Genomic DNA, 15,917 nt, shown 5'->3' with positions numbered 1-15,917 from the left:
TGTGGATGAGGATTCGTAGGAAGGAACTAAGGGAACTTAAACGAAAGTATCATGTAACACACGTTTGAGGTTCAAGAATAGGAGGGAACGGTTCATGAAGCAAGATATGCGTCAATTGATTTTGGAGCAAGTCAAAGAAGGAAAGTTAACGATTGATGAGGCACTCGATAAACTCGAGCGGCTCGAAGCGATCGACGAACGTGCAACTTCTGCCAATGAACATAAGTACGTCGATGAACCAGAACAGTATGATCGGGTCGACCAGTATTCCGTCGATTCGCTGACGACGAAAGTCATGTCAGCGTTCGATAATCTCGTCACCCGGATCAAAGACAGTGATCTTTCGCTCAATCAGGCATCCGGTCCGAATGTCACCTACGTCAAACAATTCCCGTTCAGCGGGGAGACAGTCCATGTCGATCTGTTCAATGCGAACCTGGTCGTTGAACCAAGTGATCTCGAAGAATGCGAATTGACGGTGACCGGACGTCCGCTCCGCCGCCAACAGGTAACGGAAGAACAGGCGCTGGAGCAACTGCAGGCCGCTGTGCAACACGCGGTGTCGGCGAATACACTCTCGATCCGCCTGAAGGATAAGAGTGTTCGAGCGACGGTCCATCTGAAAGTTCCGCGCCGTCATTACGAATCTTTCGTCTTACAGACGCTGAATGGGGAAATTTCGTTGACGTCACTTGATACGACATCCGCTCAACTGATGACAGCAAACGGTCGAGTCAACGTCCGCGATTTGTTCAGTGAAGATGTCAAAGTATCGACAGCGAACGGTTCGATTGAAATCGAAGAGTCGGAGTTGAAGGTCTTGAAAGCAAAAACCGCCAACGGTCAAATCATCACGACTGGTGTCTTCGAACGTTCAGAACTGAAAACAGCGAACGGAAACGTCCGTTGCGAGTTGAAGACAGCGCAAAATGCGAAAGTCAAAGCCTCGTCACTTGCTGGAAGCATCGCCTTGATGTTGCCGCATGGCGCTGAAGTCTACGGGGAACTCGAGACGAACTTTGGTGGTCTCAACTGCAACTTGGACGACATGGAATTGATTCGGGATCAAAAAGAGATCGTCAACCGGAAACTCCATTTCGTTTCAGGTCGCGGTCGTTCACCAAAAATCGAGGTCGAAGCGGATACGAAGACAGGTACGATTTCGGTCACGCACGGTGTTCACCTCAGTCCGCAAGCGTTATAAGCATACTCGGCGCAACTTCTTGAAAAAGAGGTTGCGCTTTTCTTATGACGTCGCATCCGCTTTGCGTGCTTTCCTCAGGCGAGACAGAAGCCGCGGCTACGTCGTTCTAGGAATGAGTAGCCGGGTCTCGTTTGTCTCTGACAGCGCGGGTATCCGCGTTTTTTCCTGGAGGAGTCACGCAAGCGGGGCTTTGTCAGCTACATAAAAAAACCACCCATCCTTACTGAAAAGGATGGGTGTAGCATGAATCAATAATTGTAGTCCTGATCCATCATCGGCTCGTCGAAGTTCATGTTCTCGATATTATTCATATCGTAACCGAACGAGAGTAAGGCAATGACACCAATGATTGCAAGAACGATCGAAACGAGAATCAGACCGATTCCGAGCCAACTCTTTCCGCGTGCGCGATTCCAATAGAAGATGATCGCGAGGACGTAGGAAATGAATGAACCACTGATGAAGACCCCGATAATCGAAATGATGAAGAATAAGAGGGCTGTTTGATCTTGATTCCGGGAGTAGGCTTTCCACATATCGATCAGCGAAATCACGAGATAGACGAAACCGGCAATCGCAAGGATCCCAAATAAGATAAGTACTAAAACAAACCAAATACCGCCGCCTGACATCAAGGCAAAAACCTCCTTCAAAATATTAACTCTTTATTCCATTCCCAAGAAATCATGCTTCTAATCCGATTCCATGATTCGAATAAAAATATGGTACAATACTTCAAGTGAAAGGGGCTGACGAAGCGTGCAACCAAAAGTGCGAACAGCTGAAATCGTAAAACAATTCAATCTCCACATCGTCACGGGAGAAGAGGGCTTACATCGCCCGATTCTGACGGCTGATTTGTGCCGACCTGGCCTTGTGCTTGCCGGTTATTATGCCTATTACCCGGCGGAACGTCTCCAGATTCTCGGTAAAACGGAATTGACGTTCTTCAATAATTTAACGTACGAGGAACAACGCGAACGAGCGAACGTTCTCTGTACGGATGAAACACCTGGTATTTTGATCACACGTGGATTCGAAGTGCCGGAAGCGATCATTCAAGCCGCTGATGAGACGAACGTGCCACTGTTGACGACAAAAGGGCATACGACATCGGTCGAGTCACAGATCACGAACTTCCTCGAAGCGGAACTGGCACCGACGACAGCCATGCACGGTGTCCTCGTCGATATCTATGGTGTCGGCGTCTTCATCAAAGGAGCGAGTGGTGTCGGTAAATCGGAAACGGCACTCGAACTCGTCAAGCGCGGTCACCGTCTTGTCGCGGATGACTCGGTCGAGATCCGTCAAACCGGAGACGGGATTCTCGTCGGGACGGCACCGAAGTTGATTCAACACCTGCTTGAGATTCGCGGAATCGGGATCATTGATGTGATGACGTTGTTCGGTGCAGGTGCTGTTCGCTCGCACAAGAAGATCAGCCTCGTCTGTAACCTCGAAATTTGGGATCAATCGAAAGTCTATGACCGGGTTGGTCTGGATCAAGAGACGCTCCAAATCATCGATACGGAAATCCCGTTCCTGACGATTCCGGTCCGTCCCGGACGTAACCTTGCTGTCATCATCGAGGTGGCGGCGATGAACTATCGCCTGAAGAACATGGGTATCAATACAGCAGAAGAATTCGCGGGACGTCTCGCGCAAGCAATTGAAGATGGGAATGGTGGTCTTTGATGGGAACTTTAGCCTCTGTACAACCGACGTTTGATCGCGTCGCAATCAATCTCGGTCCGGTACCGATTTACTGGTACGGCATCGTCATCGCCCTCGGTGCGGTCGTCGGACTCCTGATCGCCATCTTCGAGTCGAAGCGAATCGGCTTCAATGAAGAGTATGCGGTCGATGTCGTCATCTGGTCGATTCCGATCAGTATCATCTGTGCCCGGATCTACTATGTTGCGTTCGAGTGGAACTATTACAGTCAGCATCTCGATCAAATCATCAACATCCGTCAAGGCGGGATTGCGATTCACGGAGCAATCATCGGTGCGATCCTGACGGTCATCATCTATACACGGAAGAAAAAAATCTCGTTCTGGCAAATCGTTGATGTGCTCGCACCTTCTCTGCTGTTCGGTCAGGCAGTCGGACGCTGGGGCAACTTCTTCAACCAGGAAGCGCACGGCGGCGAGACGACATGGTCATACTTGCAGGATACGCTGCACCTGCCGAACTGGATCGTCAATCAGATGTACATTGATGGAACATACTATATACCGACGTTCCTGTATGAAAGCATCTGGAACATCATCGGTGTCATTCTCCTGATCGTTTGGCGGATGAAGTTCAATCCGCGTCGCGGATACATCTTCCTCGGTTACCTGATCTGGTATTCGATTGGACGCTACTATATCGAAGGACTCCGGACGGACAGTCTGATGATGGCGGATGGACTCCGGACGGCACAAATCGTCTCGATCTGTCTGATCATCTTCGGTGTAATCATGATGATCGTCCGTCGTAACGCCGTTCGTTACCTGGATGGTTCGAAAAAGGAGGCGAAGTAAGCGATGATTCGCACACTTTTGTTTGATTTAGATGGTACGTTAATCGATACGAATCCATTGATCTTAAAAAGCTTTGAGCATACGCTCAATTACTATTATCCGGACCGGACGTTCACGGAAGCGGAATTGCTTCCGTTCATCGGTCCAACGCTTGAAAAATCATTCTCAGCACTAAACGCGGAAGAGTGGAAAGAGATGGTCGCTTTTTACCGGAGCTATAATATCGCGATGCATGACGCACTCGTGCTCGAGTATCCGGGTGTGCTTGACGGGTTACGCCGTCTGCATGAAGCAGGATACAAGATGGCGGTCGTCACATCGAAAAGTCGTCGTGTCGCTCTTCGCGGTATCGAGTTATTCGGATTGACGTCACTCTTTGACGCGGTCATCGCAGCCGACGACGTAACGGAAGAAAAACCAGCCGTCGAGCCGTTCGAAAAAGCGATGCAGTTGCTTGGATCAACACCAGACGAAACGATCATGGTCGGTGACAACGATACGGACATTCTCGGTGGTAAGAATGCGGGACTGAAGACGGTTGCCGTCGGCTGGGCGATCAAAGGACGCGCTTATTTAGAAGCACTCGAACCGGACGTCATCATCGACTCGATGGATCATCTTGCTGCCTGGCTGGAGGCACAAAATGGCACGGCGGACTGATCGCTTTCAGGTCGGAACGACGAATCCGCTTTGGCATATGTACCGGACGGTGTCGTTCCTTAAAGTGATGTGGTGCTTTACGATCATCACGATCGGACGGTTTACGCCGTCGCTTCGTTTCAAGAACGCCCTCTACCGGACCTGTCTCCGGATGAAAATCGGGGAAAAGACGGCACTCGCCTTGATGGTGATGCCGGATACGATGTTTCCGGAACGGATCACGATCGGGGATAATACGATCATCGGCTTCAATACGACGATTCTCTGTCATGAATATTTGACGACGGAGTATCGCCTAGGCGACGTCGTCATCGGAAGCAATGTCTTGATCGGTGCGAATGTGACGATCCTGCCGGGTGTGACAATCGGGGATGGTGCCGTCGTCGGTGCCGGATCCGTCGTTCACCGGGATATCGCACCGAACGAACGGGTCTCGAGTCAGCCGCTTCGCCGGCACGAAATGTGACAAAACTGTGAGAAGGAAGAAGGAAAAAAGATGACGCACATCCGCTTTACGTATAAGACAGGAAAGTATTTCGGAAGATTATTCGCCGAACGTCCGCAAGGTCTCGTCGTTGAGGTACTAGCGGTCGAGAAGCATCCCGTCCAAGGGGATCTGCATCAACCGAACCAAGTCGATGTTCCACTCTTTCATATCCGGACCGCCTTGCATCAGCACGAAAAGATCACGGTTTCGCCTGCGGTCGTGTATGCCTATGATGGAGAGATTCCGGATTATGCGACGAGCTTACGGCAAGCGTATGATAAGGACGTGGCGCGTCTTGAAGGACTAAATCCAGAGACCGATGCTTTTGTACGAAAATGCTTAGAGAATTACAAAGAACTGGAATCGATTTATGCAAAACGCTGGGGATGAACTCCGGCGTTTTTTTCTGTTGCATGCCTCCTGGAGATAGGGTATTCTTGTGTCTGCAACTACGAAACCAGTTTATTATTTATGGGGGCTTGAATCATGATGGAATTAACCAAATATAAAGCAGACCCCTTTGCGATAACAGCGCGCCAAGCGGAACTTTTTTATTTCCGTGGACGGAAGGCGCACCGGGAAGGGCGACTGGATGAAGCCGTTTATCATTTAGATGAGGCGACGACACTTCAGCCGGCGGATATCCGCTATTTGCTCCGTTATGCCCGTGTCTTATTCGAGACTGGCGAAATCAATCATGCCAATGATGTCTTGAAACAGATTCGTACACTCGACGCATCAAATACGGACGCACTCTTTTATTTAGCGAACAACTACGCACACGTCTCGCTTTATGAAGAAGCAAGACAACATGCGATGGAATATTTAGAGTTGGCACCAAACGGCAAACACGCGGAGGCATCGGCCGCACTCGTGGAACTGATCGATCTCGAACAAGAGATGGAAGATGACGAAGAAGATGAACTGATTCGTCTGCATGGTCAGGCACAACGCCAGATCGACAAAGGAATGCTGTTCGCGGCACAGGAGACGTTGACAGGACTGATTACTCAGTATCCGACGTTCTGGCCCGCCTACAACAACCTCGCGATCGTCGAGTTCTATCTAGGAGAGAACGATCAGGCATTCGCCTCCCTCGAACGGGTCCTTGAAGGAAACCCGGGGAATTTGCATGCCCTTTGTAACACGCTCGTCCTGCTGCACGAGATGGGACAGGACGAAGAGGCACACCGTCTCTCGCGTCAGCTCGAACACGTGCGTTCCGTGCATCTGGAGACACGGTACAAGGTCGCCTCAACGCTCGCGATCATCGGACGGTACGATATTGCTTACGAAGAGCTCAAATTACTCGAGCGCCGCGGTTACCGGGGCGATCCGCTTTTCGGACACTGGTTGTCGATCTCTGCCTATAAGACGGGACACGTCGAAGAAGCGGCAGCTTTCTTGAAGTCAGACGAAGCGCAAGCATTAAAGGAAGAGACGGATACGTACGATATCCGCCACAACCTCCAGTTTCGCTCGGCACTCATTCAAGCGTTGAAGACGGAAGATGATGTCTCACGGATCTTCACGGCACTCCTGCTTGGTAAGTTGAACGATGCGGAAGCCCGCCTCGCTTTATCAATGATGCCGGAAGTGACGGACCGGGAAGACGTTCTTTTATTGACAGAACAGATTGTCCTCGAGATGGAAGGAAAAACCGATGTCGTGGATGAACGCATTCACCGGGCATTGCAGACGATTCGTCTCGCGGAACGCTTCGTATCCGATGAAGAGCGGATGAGTCTCGAAGGGGATTTTTATGAACGCTTCGCCCAGCTCGTCTTAAGTGGCGAATCATTTGATTCAATCGAAGCATCGGCGGCATCACTGCTTTATCTGTTCCATGATTTACGGGACGGCATGTTGATCGAAGAATGTGCGTCGCTCGTTGATTGTTCGTTCGATCACGTCGCGTCGATGATCCGGTCGCATGAACGGATGCTCGCACCGCTGCAAGCAAAGTGTTAGACGTTTAGGGGATTCTCACCTATACTCAAACTACAATGACTACTACAAATGAGGTGGAATCATGGCGGAAACAGAACAAAAAATTTATGACGTCATCATCATCGGGGCAGGTCCTGCTGGGATGACAGCCGCACTTTACGCATCACGTGCGAACCTGTCGACATTGATGATCGAACGCGGGATTCCGGGCGGTCAGATGGCGAACACGGAAGATATCGAGAACTATCCAGGATACGACAGCATCCTCGGACCGGATCTCTCACAAAAGATGTTCGACCACTCGAAAGCATTCGGTGCGGAATATGCGTACGGTGACGTCCGCAGCATCGAAGACGGAAAAGCGTACAAAACGATTCATGCGCACAACAAAGATTACTACGCACGTGCAATCATCATCGCATCGGGTGCACAATATAAAAAAATCGGCGTACCGGGTGAAGAAGAGCTCGGCGGTCGCGGTGTCTCGTACTGTGCCGTTTGTGATGGCGCGTTCTTTAAAGAAAAAGAACTGTTCGTCATCGGCGGTGGCGACTCAGCCGTTGAAGAAGGTGTCTACTTGACGCGCTTCGCGAAAAAAGTCACGATCGTACACCGTCGTGATGAGCTCCGCGCTCAAAAAATCCTTCAAAAACGTGCGTTCGATAACCCGAAAATCGACTTCATCTGGAACCATACGGTCAAACAGATCAATGAACAGGACGGGAAGGTCGGCGCGATCGAGCTGATCAACACCAAAACAGCTGATGTGACGACGCATCCGATCGATGGTGTCTTCATCTATATCGGGATGAACCCAATCACGGGCTACGTCCAGGATCTCGGCATCTTGAACGATCAAGGTTACGTCGTGACGAACGAAGGCATGGAAACGAACATCAAAGGAATCTTTGCTGCTGGTGACGTTCGTGAAAAAACGTTACGTCAAGTCGTTACAGCAACGAATGATGGTTCGATTGCCGCACAAAACGCACAGCATTATATCGAGGCGTTGATTGAAGAGTTACAAGAATCCTCACACGCGTAATCGCGAACCAGCTTCATTGAAGGAGACTTCAGTGAAGCTGGCTCTTTTTTTATGATATACTGAGAACGAAGTGAAAAATACACACGGAACTGTTGTCTGGAGGGCGAAAAGATGGAACAGAATCAACCGCAACTTGTCATCATCACGGGAATGAGTGGGGCTGGAAAGACTGTCGCAATGAATAGCTTTGAAGATTTAGGTTATTTTTGTGTCGATAATCTGCCACCGACGTTACTGCCACACCTCATCGAAGTCATCGGACAAGTGCGTCCTAAAATCGCCGTTGCCATCGATACCCGCGCGCGTGATTTCATCGACAGTTTCTTTGTCGTCTATGAGGATTTAAAAAAGACGAAATTGCAAATCCGGATGCTTTATCTGGATGCCCGCAATGACGTCCTCGTACGCCGTTATAAGGAATCACGTCGTTCGCATCCGCTCGCACCGACGGATTCACCATTGATCGGAATCGAACGGGAGCGGACGCTGCTTGAAGGATTCCGCGATAAGGCGCAGATGCTGATCGATACGAGTGACATCAAGCCGCTCGCCTTAAAAGAACGTCTCTTGAAGGAATTCACGGAAGGAACGCGGATTCCGTTCACAGTCAACGTCATGTCGTTCGGTTTCAAACACGGCTTGCCGCTCGACGCCGATCTCGTGTTTGATCTACGCTTCTTGCCGAATCCGTTCTACATTCCGGAACTGCGCCCCAAAACGGGACTCGACGAGGAAGTGGCGTCGTACGTCATGCAATGGCCGGAAGCGAAGCTGTTCTATAAAAAACTCGTTGATTTACTCGAGTTCCTGATTCCGCAATACGAGCGGGAAGGGAAGTCGCAACTCGTCATCGCGCTTGGCTGTACCGGCGGAAAACACCGCTCGATCACGTTCGCAGAAGCAATCAGCAAAGAATTCGCGACCCACTATCATATCGAGACGAATCACCGGGATTACGTCCACGCGAAGGAGGAGAAGTGATGAAATGGGAACGCAAGGTCGTCGCCATCGGCGGCGGAACAGGACTCTCGACGCTTCTTCGTGGACTGAAACATTACCCGCTTGATATCACCGCCATCGTCACGGTCGCCGATGACGGCGGCAGTTCAGGTCGTCTGCGGACGGAATTCAACATGTTGCCGCCCGGTGATATTCGCAACGTCATCGTCTCCTTATCAAAATCGGAAACGCTGATGGACCGGATCATGCAGTATCGCTTTGAGACGGGAGAAGGACTACACGGGCATTCGCTCGGAAACCTGATGCTGACGGCAGCGACGCAGCTCTGTAACGGTTCATTCGTCGAAGCAATCGGGGTCATGGGGCAATTGTTGAATGCGGAAGGGAAGGTCTATCCGGCAACGGAGCGGACGATTACGTTGTGTGCCGAGTTTGAGGACGGAACAGTCGTCAAAGGCGAATCACTGATTCCGAAGGTCGGCAAGAAGATTGAACGAATCTTCCTTGAGGAACAGGACGTCCGTCCGGTACCGGAAGCGATTCAGGCGATTCTCGATGCCGATGTCATCGTGCTCGGTCCGGGTAGTCTCTATACGAGTATCATCCCGAACGTCCTGATTGAAGAAATCCGCGAAGCGATTCAGCAATCGCTTGCACCAGTCGTCTACATCTGTAACGTCATGACGCAACCGGGTGAGACGACGGCGTTCACTGCCAACGAACATCTGTCGACGCTTGAACGATTCCTCGGGCAAGGTGTTGTCGATACGATCATCGTCAATAATGAATCGATCGATGCGAGCTACCTGAAGAAATACCAGAAGGATCACGCCGACATCGTCACCTATAATGAAAAACAATTCGAGCTCGCAGGCGTCGAAGTGCTGGCAGACGATATCGTCGATTACAACCATCACTTCATCCGTCATGATTCCGATGCCGTCGCAAGCCTTGTCATGCGAAAGGTATTGTCGATTCGACGGATGCGTCAACTCGAAGGGAAGGAGGAGCTGACATGAGCTTTGCCTCAGAAGTCAAAAAAGAATTAACACAGATTCCGATCACCGATCACGAGATGAAAGCGGAACTCGCGGCACTTGCCCGGATGAACGGTGCGATCTCGTTCGGTCTCGGACGTGGTCTGACACTCGATATCTCGACTGAGAACGCTTCGATTGCGCGCCGGATTTATTCGCTTTTGAAAAAAGCATACGGCGTCCATCTTGATCTACTCGTCCGGAAGAAAATGCGTCTGAAAAAAAATAATGTCTATATCGTTCGTGTCAAACAACAAGCGGATAAGATTTTGCAGGACCTTGGGATTCTTGGAGAAGGATTTACGATGATTCGTTCAATCAGTGACACGATCCTAAACGATGAACGAAAAGCACGTGCTTATCTACGAGGTGCGTTCCTCGCGGGCGGTTCACTTAACAATCCGGCGACGTCATCGTATCACCTAGAGATCTTCAGCTTATACGAAGAACATAATGCAGCGCTCCGTGGTCTATCGAACGTCTTTGATTTGAACGCGAAAGCGATTGAACGGAAAAAGGGACACATCCTCTACATCAAGGAGAGCGAGAAGATTTCCGATTTCCTCAAGCTCGTTGATGCGACACAATCGATGCTCCGGTTCGAGGACGTCCGCATCCTAAAAGACATGCGCAACTCGGTCAACCGTCTTGTTAACTGTGAGACAGCAAACCTCAACAAGACGGTCGGTGCGGCATTACGCCAAGTCGAGAACATCAAGTTCCTTGAGCGGACGGTCGGTCTTGACGTCTTACCGGATAAGCTGAAGGAGATTGCGATTTTGCGTGTGACGCATCAAGACGTGACGTTACAAGAGCTCGGCGAGATGGTCGAAAACGGCTCCATCTCAAAATCAGGGATCAATCACCGGTTGCGGAAGATTGATCAAATCGCTGAAAAAGTCCGGAATGGAGAGTCGATGACAGGGGCCTTATAAGAGGGTCGCTTGCGGGATGAACCATAGTCTACTATAATATATAGTCGATGCAACTAAATGTTCGAATTAAGGAGTTTTTGAAATGGCTAACGAAAAGAAACGTATTTCGCTGACAGTCGATGCGAAGTTTGATGAAGTATTAACGAAAAAAGCAAAATCAATCGGTGTACCGAAAAGTACGCTCGTTGCGTTCGCAACATCCTTATTCCTGAAACAACTGCAAGCAGAAGAAGAGCTTTCGCCACATGCGAACGCGATCTACTCGCTGATTCGTGAAAACCACGATATCGTTTCAGACATCACAGACTTGATCGACTGATCAGTGACCTCTCGTTCTACAAGGAACGGGAGGTTTTTTGTATGCAACGATAACCAACAAGACTTCGGTTTCCTATGGATATAAAAAAAGTGCCTCCCGAAGGAGACACTCTAGATGACTTATGCACGTTCCATGACGCGGTCGATGAGACCGTAATCAGCAGCCGCTTGTGCTGACATGAAGTTGTCACGCTCTGTATCGCGTTCGATGACTTCAAGTGGTTGTCCTGTGTTTTCAGCCATGATTTTGTTGAGGTGCTCACGCATTTTGATGATACGCTCCGCATGGATTTTGATATCCGATGCTTGACCTTGAGTACCACCGAGTGGTTGGTGGATCATGATTTCAGCGTTTGGTAACGCGAAACGTTTTCCTTTTGCGCCCGCTTGGAGTAAGAATGCACCCATTGATGCTGCCATACCGATACAAATCGTTGAGACTTGCGGTTTGATGAAGTTCATTGTATCGTAAATCGCCATACCGGCAGTGATCGAACCACCTGGGCTGTTGATGTAAAGCGAGATTTCCTTATCTGGATCTTCTGCTGCTAAGAACAGAAGCTGGGCAACGACTGAGTTGGCGACGTTGTCGTCAATCGCGCTCCCGAGAAGAATGATGCGGTCTTTTAGCAAACGTGAGTAGATATCGTAGGCACGTTCCCCGCGGTTTGTTTGTTCGATGACTGTTGGAATTAACATAGTCTTTGCCTCCTTATAGTTGGTATGTAGCTTCCTATTCGACTTATCCTTATCATAATCCTTTGGTCAATATTGGTCAAAAGATACGATGCGACTTTTAGGTATTTTTCCATTACAAGGGCAAATGAAACATATCAATATAGAAAAAAGGCAATACCATTTCTGGCATTGCCTTGTAGTTGAATAAATGGTACACCCGGAGAGATTCGAACTCCCGACACCTGGTACCGGAAACCAGTGCTCTATCCCCTGAGCTACGGGTGCATCTGATGTACTGAACAATTAATAGTATAACGACATTTTTTCAGAAAAGCAATAGGTAAGCATGACTTTTCTTTTCCTTAACGTTACGAGAAAGGTTCAGAGCACGTTTTTCAAAACGTTTCTTCTATAATAGAAGAAGCAGGGAGGGGAATCGATGGATCAACGCCAGGAACAGACGCAGCAGATGACGTTATCGGCGTCACAACAGTATCAGTTACATGTACTTGAGCAACCGGCAGCAGAGCTCGAGGAGGAATGGCGACGGTTGAAACGACGGTTGCATCGTCATTACCCGAATCAGGTTTCGCTAGAGGTCGAGCAGATGGCAGGACATTTGGCATCCTATGAAGACGAGCTTCTTGCACAAATACGTTTAGAATCAGTCAGACAGGAAATAGGATATATGGCGGAACAACTCATCGTGTATTTAGAAGCGGACGGTTTATTGCGGACATCGGACGAGCAGCTCGCTGCATCCTTCTCGACCGACGCTGCAACGATTACAGAAGCACGGATACTCTTGCAACAATGTGAACCAGTCGGCATCGCTGCCCGCTCGGAGCGCGAGTGCCAGTGGTTACAGGCGATCGAGCTAAACGACGCGGAATTGGTCGGACTGACGAATCGGTTGCGACATGAACCGGCGAGTCAGGTATTCGCTCAGTACAGTGAACAGGATCGAGCGCGGTTGCGAAAACGTCTGACACGGCTGAGCCGGACACCGGATCTTCCTAAAGAAGAACGATCAGTTACAGCAGAAGCACGGATTCACCTGTTAGATGGAAAACTTCAGATCGACTGGATGACACTCGATACGGATCAGACGTGGCTCGAATTAAAAGAGGCAACGCCTTTTTTACGCGCGTACGAACGACGGCGTGTCACGATGCAGACGATCCTTGAAGTCTTGCTTGAGCGACAAGAACGCTGGTTTAAGGGCGAACTGCACCTCGAGCCATTGACGAAAAAACAAGTCGCTGAGGCGACGGGGCATCATCCGTCTACGATCGGACGGGCGATTGCCTCGAAGTACGTCGAGACGGTCCATGGTCTGGTTGCCTTAGAAGATTTGTTCGTCTCACGGACGAAGACCGGGGATTCGAGTTTTTTAATCAAACGGCGGATCGCCGAATACATTCAGCACAGCGATCGACCGCTGAGTGATCAGCAATTGACGGATCGTCTGCAGGCGGACGGTCTGACAGTCGCACGACGGACGGTCGCGAAATACCGGGCAACGCTTGGTTTGACGAAAAAATCGATGCAGCAAAGGAAGGCACAATCAGAATGGGATTAAAACGACACAGACACTTAACACTCTATTCACGTCCGGGATGTACGCTATGTGAAGAGGCCGCCATCTTACTCGACTTCGTACTCGATGAGTTTCCAGAATGGACGTTCGAGGAAGTCAACATCGATCAGGATGAAGCGCTCAGTCTACGGTTCTTATATGAGATTCCGGTCGTCATGCATGACGAGGAAATCTGGAGTTATGGCAAATTCGAGACGGAAATAGTAAGAAAACGCTTACTTCAAAAAACTTGAGAAACCAGACTTGCAAGGCGAGAAACGGACTGTTATGATAACGGTGTACCAAGTGGGACACGTTATGACATGCGGGACGAAAAGCGTCCAGCTACTTGAGAGGAGAGGGAAATACATGATTCGGCAGTTAGTCCAGATCCAAAAACGAATCGTGCCTGATCTGATCGAAGAAATGCAGACACGCTACGACATCCTTCATTACGTACGACTGATGCAACCGATCGGACGACGTACGCTTGCGACAAGCCTTGGCTTGACGGAACGCGTCTTACGGCGGGAAGTCGACTTCTTGAAGCAACAAGACCTCCTAGAGGTCGCGACGCAAGGGATGTCCTTGACGGATGAAGGACGAAACGTTCTTCGCAGCATGCACAGCATCATGGGAGAACTCGCAGGGATCTCAGACATGGCGAAAGCCTTGAAAGAGAGACTCGGAGTACGGGACGTCGTCATCGTACCGGGTGATTCCGATGAGACCTTCTGGGTACAACGAGACATGGGACGGGCGACCGTCGCACGGCTCAAACGAGAGCTTTCTTCAGACCATCACAATACGATCGCTGTCACAGGCGGTACGACGATGGCTTCCGTCGCGGCGATGATGTCGCCAGACAAGGAACACCGTCCAATGACGTTCGTTCCGGCACGCGGAGGACTGGGAGAAACGCTCGAACTACAAGCGAACACAGTATGCTCACGGATGGCATCACGCGCTCAAAGTGATTATCATCTGCTTCACATCCCGGACATGGTCAGTACAGAGACGTTCGTCAAGATGATCGAAGAGCCGAGCATAAAAAATGTGCTTCAAATGATTAAAGGTGCTTCAATCGTGGTACATGGAATTGGTGAGGCGAAAACGATGGCAAAACGTCGTCGCGCGTCTGAGAATCTCCTGACCCGACTGGAACATGAACAGGCAGTAGCGGAAGCATTCGGATATTACTTCGACCGAGACGGGAACATCGTGCACCGGGTCAAGACGGTTGGTCTCCAACTGGATGACTTGAAGCAAGTCGAACACGTCATCGTCGTCGCAGGTGGTCATTCGAAGGCGGAAGCGATTAACGCCTATGTCAAACAGTCGCCTGACATCATCCTGATTACGGATGAAGGCGCAGCAGCTTCGATTTTGAAAGGGTAACCCCCTTTTGAATAATAGATAACTCGCTTTACATTAAAAGGAGGAAAATTATCATGGCAGTAAAAGTTGGTATTAACGGATTTGGACGTATCGGACGTTTGGCACTTCGTCAAATTCTTCAATTCGATGGAATCGAAGTAGTCGCGATCAACGACCTTACAGACACTAAAATGCTTGCACACCTTCTCAAATATGATACGACTCAAGGTCGTTTCGACGGCGAAGTTGAAGTACACGACGGTTACTTCCTCGTCAACGGTAAAGAAATCAAAACACTTGCTAACCGCAACCCAGAAGAACTCCCATGGGGCGAGCTCGGTGTTGACATCGTTCTCGAATGTACTGGTTTCTTCACAGACAAAGAAAAAGCTGAGCTTCACTTGAAAGCTGGCGCTAAAAAAGTCGTTATCTCTGCACCTGCAACTGGCGACATGAAAACAGTCGTCTTCAACACGAACCACGAAATCCTTGACGGAACTGAAACAGTTATCTCTGGTGCTTCATGTACTACTAACTGTCTCGCGCCAATGGCTAAAGTTCTCCAAGATCAGTTCGGAATCGTTGAAGGTCTCATGACTACGATCCACGCTTACACTGGTGACCAAAACACACTCGACGCTCCACACCCTAAAGGTGACTTCCGTCGTGCACGTGCGGCAGCAGCTAACATCGTTCCAAACTCAACTGGTGCTGCAAAAGCAATCGGTCTCGTTCTTCCAGAACTTCAAGGTAAACTTGACGGATCTGCACAACGTGTACCAGTCGCTACAGGTTCACTCACTGAGCTCGTAACTGTACTCGACAAAAAAGTTTCTGTAGAAGAAATCAACGCAGCAATGAAAGCAGCTGCTAACGAGTCTTACGGTTACACTGAAGACGAAATCGTTTCTTCTGACATCGTTGGTATCTCTTACGGATCACTCTTCGATGCAACACAAACGAAAGTCATGACAGTCGGCGACAAACAACTCGTTAAAACAGTTGCTTGGTATGACAACGAAATGTCTTACACTAGCCAACTCGTTCGTACACTCAAACACTTCGCAGAAATCGCTAAGTAATTCGAGCAATTAAATAGCAATTGAATAAGAGCGGAAACGATATCAGTCTCCGCTCTTATTGCGGAAAAAAGCGGGAG

The 15,917-nt window shown here is 49.6% G+C and carries 17 protein-coding genes, 1 tRNA gene and 1 pseudogene; 16 read left to right on the top strand and 3 right to left on the bottom strand.

Features of this window, described 5'->3' with window-relative positions; all coding sequences use genetic code 11:
• The first annotated feature begins 94 nt into the window (after nucleotides 1-94).
• A complete protein-coding gene (locus ACRPK8_RS01945; protein WP_432236661.1) occupies nucleotides 95-1,204 on the top strand; it encodes a DUF4097 family beta strand repeat-containing protein in 1,110 nt (369 codons plus the stop codon).
• A 248-nt stretch (nucleotides 1,205-1,452) separates the two neighbouring features.
• On the opposite strand, the gene ACRPK8_RS01940 is transcribed toward ACRPK8_RS01945, so the two are convergent.
• A complete protein-coding gene (locus tag ACRPK8_RS01940) occupies nucleotides 1,453-1,836 on the bottom strand; it encodes a hypothetical protein (RefSeq protein WP_432236896.1) in 384 nt (127 codons plus the stop codon).
• A gap of 127 nt (nucleotides 1,837-1,963) precedes the next feature.
• On the opposite strand from ACRPK8_RS01940, the gene hprK reads away from it, so the two are divergent.
• The 11 genes from hprK (at nucleotide 1,964) to ACRPK8_RS01885 (ending at nucleotide 11,125) form a co-directional block, all read left to right on the top strand.
• Nucleotides 1,964-2,899, top strand: a complete 936-nt coding sequence (gene hprK, locus ACRPK8_RS01935) for an HPr(Ser) kinase/phosphatase (RefSeq protein ID WP_035396292.1) — start codon at nucleotides 1,964-1,966, stop codon at nucleotides 2,897-2,899.
• Entirely contained in the window at nucleotides 2,899-3,732 is an 834-nt protein-coding gene (gene lgt, locus ACRPK8_RS01930) for a prolipoprotein diacylglyceryl transferase (RefSeq protein ID WP_432236660.1), read from the top strand. Before hprK ends, lgt begins: the two co-directional genes overlap by 1 nt.
• A 3-nt stretch (nucleotides 3,733-3,735) precedes the next feature.
• Nucleotides 3,736-4,392, top strand: a complete 657-nt coding sequence (ppaX, locus tag ACRPK8_RS01925; RefSeq protein WP_432236659.1) for a pyrophosphatase PpaX — start codon at nucleotides 3,736-3,738, stop codon at nucleotides 4,390-4,392.
• On the top strand, nucleotides 4,376-4,858 hold the full coding sequence (locus tag ACRPK8_RS01920) for an acyltransferase (RefSeq protein ID WP_432236658.1): 483 nt from the start codon (nucleotides 4,376-4,378) through the stop codon (nucleotides 4,856-4,858). Before ppaX ends, ACRPK8_RS01920 begins: the two co-directional genes overlap by 17 nt.
• 30 nt (nucleotides 4,859-4,888) lie before the next feature.
• Nucleotides 4,889-5,269, top strand: a complete 381-nt coding sequence (gene kapB / locus ACRPK8_RS01915; protein ID WP_432236657.1) for a sporulation phosphorelay system protein KapB — start codon at nucleotides 4,889-4,891, stop codon at nucleotides 5,267-5,269.
• Nucleotides 5,270-5,365: 96 nt separating this feature from the next.
• The gene (locus tag ACRPK8_RS01910; protein ID WP_432236656.1) at nucleotides 5,366-6,850 is read left to right on the top strand and encodes a tetratricopeptide repeat protein; all 1,485 of its coding nucleotides are present in this window, start codon (nucleotides 5,366-5,368) and stop codon (nucleotides 6,848-6,850) included.
• A gap of 61 nt (nucleotides 6,851-6,911) precedes the next feature.
• Complete coding sequence (gene trxB / locus ACRPK8_RS01905; RefSeq protein ID WP_432236655.1) at nucleotides 6,912-7,874, top strand: thioredoxin-disulfide reductase; 963 nt, start codon at nucleotides 6,912-6,914, stop codon at nucleotides 7,872-7,874.
• 111 nt (nucleotides 7,875-7,985) lie between these two features.
• The gene (rapZ, locus tag ACRPK8_RS01900) at nucleotides 7,986-8,855 is read left to right on the top strand and encodes an RNase adapter RapZ (protein WP_432236654.1); all 870 of its coding nucleotides are present in this window, start codon (nucleotides 7,986-7,988) and stop codon (nucleotides 8,853-8,855) included.
• Complete coding sequence (locus ACRPK8_RS01895; protein ID WP_432236653.1) at nucleotides 8,855-9,853, top strand: gluconeogenesis factor YvcK family protein; 999 nt, start codon at nucleotides 8,855-8,857, stop codon at nucleotides 9,851-9,853. The genes rapZ and ACRPK8_RS01895 overlap by 1 nt, the downstream gene beginning before the upstream one ends.
• On the top strand, nucleotides 9,850-10,806 hold the full coding sequence (gene whiA / locus ACRPK8_RS01890; protein WP_432236652.1) for a DNA-binding protein WhiA: 957 nt from the start codon (nucleotides 9,850-9,852) through the stop codon (nucleotides 10,804-10,806). Before ACRPK8_RS01895 ends, whiA begins: the two co-directional genes overlap by 4 nt.
• An 82-nt stretch (nucleotides 10,807-10,888) precedes the next feature.
• Complete coding sequence (locus ACRPK8_RS01885; RefSeq protein WP_023469221.1) at nucleotides 10,889-11,125, top strand: hypothetical protein; 237 nt, start codon at nucleotides 10,889-10,891, stop codon at nucleotides 11,123-11,125.
• A gap of 119 nt (nucleotides 11,126-11,244) precedes the next feature.
• On the opposite strand, the pseudogene clpP reads toward ACRPK8_RS01885, so the two are convergent.
• Nucleotides 11,245-11,829, bottom strand: a pseudogene (gene clpP, locus ACRPK8_RS01880) (ATP-dependent Clp endopeptidase proteolytic subunit ClpP); the annotation flags it as partial.
• 182 nt (nucleotides 11,830-12,011) lie between these two features.
• Nucleotides 12,012-12,087: transfer RNA gene (locus tag ACRPK8_RS01875), tRNA-Arg, on the bottom strand.
• Between the two features lie 154 nt (nucleotides 12,088-12,241).
• On the opposite strand from ACRPK8_RS01875, the gene ACRPK8_RS01870 reads away from it, so the two are divergent.
• The 4 genes from ACRPK8_RS01870 to gap all read left to right on the top strand — a co-directional run bounded on the left by ACRPK8_RS01870 (nucleotide 12,242) and on the right by gap (nucleotide 15,840).
• Nucleotides 12,242-13,384, top strand: a complete 1,143-nt coding sequence (locus ACRPK8_RS01870; protein ID WP_432236651.1) for an RNA polymerase subunit sigma-54 — start codon at nucleotides 12,242-12,244, stop codon at nucleotides 13,382-13,384.
• Nucleotides 13,375-13,635 (top strand): glutaredoxin family protein, encoded by a 261-nt coding sequence (locus tag ACRPK8_RS01865; protein ID WP_432236650.1) that lies wholly within the window; start codon nucleotides 13,375-13,377, stop codon nucleotides 13,633-13,635. Before ACRPK8_RS01870 ends, ACRPK8_RS01865 begins: the two co-directional genes overlap by 10 nt.
• Before the next feature lie 118 nt (nucleotides 13,636-13,753).
• Complete coding sequence (locus ACRPK8_RS01860; protein WP_432236895.1) at nucleotides 13,754-14,779, top strand: sugar-binding transcriptional regulator; 1,026 nt, start codon at nucleotides 13,754-13,756, stop codon at nucleotides 14,777-14,779.
• Nucleotides 14,780-14,832: 53 nt separating this feature from the next.
• Nucleotides 14,833-15,840 (top strand): type I glyceraldehyde-3-phosphate dehydrogenase, encoded by a 1,008-nt coding sequence (gene gap / locus ACRPK8_RS01855; RefSeq protein WP_035409970.1) that lies wholly within the window; start codon nucleotides 14,833-14,835, stop codon nucleotides 15,838-15,840.
• The last annotated feature ends 77 nt before the right edge of the window (nucleotides 15,841-15,917 follow it).

This window comes from Exiguobacterium sp. TDN 0502 (assembly GCF_050846835.1).
Lineage (GTDB): Bacteria > Bacillota > Bacilli > Exiguobacteriales > Exiguobacteriaceae > Exiguobacterium_A.
The sequence above is the reverse complement of the archived record's forward strand: the minus strand, read 5'-3'. Positions and strand labels throughout refer to the sequence as shown.